Genomic DNA, 4,295 nt, shown 5'->3' on the forward strand with positions numbered 1-4,295 from the left:
ACGACAACGACAACGACAACGAAAATGGCGCTATAGGCATCCCTAATGGAATTGTTTAACCTATTAGCGAACCGTTCCAAGGTCTGAGCGGTCTGAGAATACCGGATGAAAACCTGATGCCAGCGCCCGATCTGACCGCCGAACTGGACCGCCTGCGCGCCGCCGGTCTCTACCGGCGCCGCCGCGTCCAGGACGGTCCCCAGCGGCCCCATGGCCGCACCGACGGGCGGTCGCTGGTCAACTTTTGCAGCAACGATTACCTGGGGCTCGCCAACCACCCGGAGCTGATCGCCGCCCTCCAACCGGGGGCCGCCCGTTGGGGGGTCGGCAGCGGCTCCGCCCACCTGGTGAACGGTCACAGCGCCGCCCACCAGGCACTGGAGGAGGACCTGGCCGAGTTCACCGGACGGCCCCGGGCGCTGCTCTTCTCCACCGGCTATATGGCCAACCTGGGCGTGATCGCGGCGCTGAGCGGGCGCGGCGATACGGTCTTCGAGGACCGTCTCAACCACGCCTCGCTCCTGGACGGCGCCCTGCTCGCCCGCGCGCGGCTCTGCCGCTACCCCCACGCCGACGCTGCTGAACTGGCCCGCCTGGCACAGCGCACCGCGCCCCGACTGATCGCCACCGACGGCGTCTTCAGCATGGACGGGGACCTGGCCCCCCTGCCCGCCCTGGCCCAGGTCGCGCGCCAGACCGACGCCTGGCTGCTGGTGGACGATGCCCACGGGCTGGGCGTCCTGGGTCGGGAGGGGCGCGGCAGCCTGGACCACTGCGGCCTCGATGCCACCGCGGTGCCGATCCTGATGGGCACCCTGGGCAAGGCCTTCGGGACCTTCGGGGCCTTCGTCGCGGGCAGCGAGGCCCTGATCGAGACCCTGATCCAGCGCGCCCGCCCCTATATCTACACCACCGCCACCCCGCCGGCCCTGGCCGCGGCGACCCGCGTCAGCCTGGCCCTGGCGCGCCGGGAGGACTGGCGGCGCGAGCGCCTGGCGACCCTCATCGGGCGCCTGCGCACCGGCGCCGCCCAACTCGGACTGCCGCTCGCGGACTCGCCGACCCCCATCCAACCGCTGCTCGCTGGCAGCGCCGAGCGGGCGCTGGCCTGGAGTGCCGCCCTGGAATCCGCCGGCCTGCTGGTGACCGCTATCCGCCCGCCCACGGTCCCGACCGGCACGGCGCGGCTGCGTATCACCCTGAGCGCGGCCCATACCGACACCGACCTGGAGCGCCTGCTCGAGGCCTTGGCCGGATTGCCCGGGGTCAGGGACGGGCTGGGCGCGTCGTTGTCGTTGTCGTTGTCGTAATCGAGGTTATCGTAGCGCTCCGGATTCTCGCGCACGCCAAATGGCATCGCTTCTCCAATTACGATTACGATTACGATTACGATTACGATTACGATTACGACAACGACAACGACAACGACAACGACAACGACAACGGCAACGACAACGACAACGGCAACGACAACGGTACAAGGCCGCCACTGAACGCAAACAAGACACTGGATCGCTATGACACTGCACACCCTGGCCGACCTGCTCGGCACCGACGAGACCCCCGGCAATGACCTGGTCCTGCTCCACGGCTGGGGCATGAACGCCGCCGTTTGGGACGGCCTGCCCGCGGACCTCAGCCCGGGCCTCACCCAACACCGCATCGAACTCCCCGGTCACGGCGACAGCCCCTTCCCGCCCCAGTTGGGCCCCGGCACCGGCGCCCTGTGGCGCTGGGCGGACGCCTGCCTGGCCGCCGCCCCGGCGCGGGCGGTCTGGCTCGGCTGGTCCCTGGGCGGGCTGGTGGCCCTGGCCGCCGCGTTGCGGGCGCCCGAGCGGGTCCGCGCCCTGATCCTGGTCACCGCCACCCCGCGCTTCGTGCGCGCCGTGGACTGGACCCCGGCGGTGCCCGAGGCGACCCTGGAGCAGTTCCAGGACGGGCTGCCGGCGGACCCGGCCGGCACCCTCAACCGCTTCCTGGCCCTCCAGGTGCGCGGCAGCGACCAGGCCCAGGAGGTCCTGCGCACCCTGCGCCGCGAATTGGCCCAGCGGCCCGCCGCCGCCCCGGCCGCCCTGGCCCTGGGGCTGGAACTGCTGCGCGATGAAGACCTGCGCGGCCCCCTGCCCGACATCCGCTGCCCGTCCCTGTGGCTCTTCGGCGACCATGACACCCTGGTCCCCCCGGCGGTCGGCGAGCGGGTCGAGTGCCTGATGTCGGCGGCCCAGACCCGCGTCATCGCGGGCGCCGCCCACGCGCCCTTCCTCTCTCATCCGCGGGAGTGCGCGGACGCCATCGCCTCCTTTCTCGCTCAACTGAAGGCATGAACCCGAAGAAAAGCAGTCTAGCCGCAAATGAACGCAAATTAACGCAAATAATCAGAGATTTGGCCTTTAATGCATGGTCACCGTCCGGGTAACGCCCGCGACGATGTTGACCAGCAGATCGATTGGCGCTTATTTGCGTTCATTTGCGTTCATTTGCGGCCAAATATTCTTCTTGTGATGAACCGCGAAATACCATGAGCCAAACGCCCATCGACAAGCCCCGCGCCCGCCGCGCCTTCGAGCGCGCCGCCGCCGGCTACGACGCCGCGGCCGTGCTGCAACGCGAGATCGCCGACCGGCTCCTGGAGCGGCTCGACTATGTGCGCCTGGACCCGCGGCGGGTCCTGGACCTGGGAACCGGCACCGGCTATGCGCTCGGCCCCCTGCAACGGCGCTACCGCAAGGCGCGGGTGATCGCGCTCGACTTCGCCCACCCGATGTTGCTCCAGGCGCGCCGCCGCGGCAGTTGGCTGCGTCGCCCCCTGTGCCTGTGCGCCGACGCCGAACGCCTGCCGCTGGCCGACGGGGCCGCCGACCTGATCCTCTCCAACAGCACCCTCCAGTGGTGCAACGACACCGCCGCCGTCTTCGCCGAATGCCTGCGGGTCCTGAGCCCCGGGGGACTGCTGATGTTCACCACCTTCGGCCCGGATACCCTCAAGGAACTGCGCGCGGCCTGGTCCGGCGTGGACGGCCACACCCACGTCAGCCCCTTCCCGGACATGCACGACCTGGGCGACGCCCTGGTCCAGGCGCGCTTCGCCGACCCGGTGATGGACACCGAGCGCCTGACCGTCACCTATGCGCGCTTGCGCGACCTGATGGCCGACCTGAAGGGCATCGGCGCCCACAACGCCACCGCCGCGCGTCCCCGCGGGCTCACCGGCCCGCGCCGCCTCGCCGCCGTCACCGCCGCCTACGAGCGCGAGCGCCAGGGCGACGGACGCCTGCCCGCCACCTACGAGGTCGTCTACGGACACGCCTGGGCCCCGCTGCAAAAGCCCATGGACGGCGGCATCGGCGTCCCCCTGAGCAGCATCGGCCGACGCTACGGACCGGGCCCCGGGGCATGAGCGGGGTCTTCATCACCGGCACCGACACCGACTGCGGCAAGACCGAAATCGCCCTGGGCCTGATGGCCGCCTGGCAGGCGCAGGGACACCGGGTGCTCGGCATGAAACCAGTCGCCACCGGCTGCGACCCCAGCCCCGCCGGACTGCGCAACGGCGACGCCCTGCGCCTCCAGGCCCAGGGCAGCAGCGCCGCCCCCTACGACCTGATCAATCCCTACGCCTTCGAGCCACCCATCGCCCCCCACCTCGCCGCCGGGCAGGCCGGGATCGAGATCGCCGCCGGCGCCATCCTCGCTGCCTACTGCGCCCTGGCCGCCGCCGCCGAGCGGATGGTGGTCGAGGGCATCGGCGGCTGGCGCGTACCCCTCGGCACCCGCCTGTCGGTCAGCGATCTGCCAAGGGTGCTGGACCTGCCGGTGGTCCTGGTGGTCGGCCTCAAGCTCGGGTGCCTCAATCACGCCCTGCTCACCGCCGAGTCCATCCGCGCCCAGGGCGCCACCCTCGCCGGCTGGGTCGGCAACGGCATTGACCCGCGGATGCAGGCGGCCGATGAAAACATCGCCACCCTCACCGCCCTGCTCGCCGCCCCCTGCCTGGGCGTCATCCCCTGGCTGCCCCAGCCCGCGCCCGACACCCTGGCCGGACTACTCCGCTTGGATCTGTTGGTTACCCGCCAGGTCCCACAATGCCCGTCATGAACGCCGCGCAACGCCGCCGTGGGAGCGGCTTCAGCCGCGACGGACCTCTCAGACCGCCGCGACCTTGCAAGTGACTGCAACGTCGCATCGCCACTGCAAGCCGCTCCCACGGGCTGGTATGCGCGACCCCGTTGGGGACCAATCCTCCCGCCCGAACGCCTTGGTCTCACGCGGGGGTTACCTCACTGCCGTTAAGTTAA

At 70.5% G+C, this 4,295-nt stretch carries 4 protein-coding genes; all 4 read left to right on the forward strand.

Features of this window, described 5'->3' with window-relative positions; all coding sequences use genetic code 11:
* The first annotated feature begins 116 nt into the window (after positions 1 to 116).
* The 4 genes from bioF to bioD all read left to right on the forward strand — a co-directional run bounded on the left by bioF (position 117) and on the right by bioD (position 4,095).
* Positions 117 to 1,310, forward strand: a complete 1,194-nt coding sequence (gene bioF / locus QZY48_RS13020) for an 8-amino-7-oxononanoate synthase (protein ID WP_295431285.1) — start codon at positions 117 to 119, stop codon at positions 1,308 to 1,310.
* A 207-nt stretch (positions 1,311 to 1,517) separates the two neighbouring features.
* Positions 1,518 to 2,324 carry a pimeloyl-ACP methyl ester esterase BioH gene (bioH, locus tag QZY48_RS13025; protein ID WP_295431286.1) on the forward strand — a complete coding sequence of 269 codons (807 nt, stop codon included), beginning with the start codon at positions 1,518 to 1,520 and terminating at the stop codon, positions 2,322 to 2,324.
* 194 nt (positions 2,325 to 2,518) lie between these two features.
* Positions 2,519 to 3,397 (forward strand): malonyl-ACP O-methyltransferase BioC, encoded by an 879-nt coding sequence (bioC, locus tag QZY48_RS13030; RefSeq protein ID WP_295431287.1) that lies wholly within the window; start codon positions 2,519 to 2,521, stop codon positions 3,395 to 3,397.
* Positions 3,394 to 4,095, forward strand: coding sequence for a dethiobiotin synthase (gene bioD / locus QZY48_RS13035; protein ID WP_295431288.1), 702 nt, complete (start codon positions 3,394 to 3,396; stop codon positions 4,093 to 4,095). The genes bioC and bioD overlap by 4 nt, the downstream gene beginning before the upstream one ends.
* The last annotated feature ends 200 nt before the right edge of the window (positions 4,096 to 4,295 follow it).

This window comes from uncultured Thiodictyon sp. (genome assembly GCF_903828115.1).
Classification (GTDB): domain Bacteria; phylum Pseudomonadota; class Gammaproteobacteria; order Chromatiales; family Chromatiaceae; genus Thiodictyon.

Coding starts and splice junctions, on each gene's coding strand:
- bioF (WP_295431285.1), top strand. CDS start 117: ATGCCAGCGCCCGATCTGACCGCCGAACTGGACCGCCTGCGCGCCGCC.
- bioH (WP_295431286.1), top strand. CDS start 1,518: ATGACACTGCACACCCTGGCCGACCTGCTCGGCACCGACGAGACCCCC.
- bioC (WP_295431287.1), top strand. CDS start 2,519: ATGAGCCAAACGCCCATCGACAAGCCCCGCGCCCGCCGCGCCTTCGAG.
- bioD (WP_295431288.1), top strand. CDS start 3,394: ATGAGCGGGGTCTTCATCACCGGCACCGACACCGACTGCGGCAAGACC.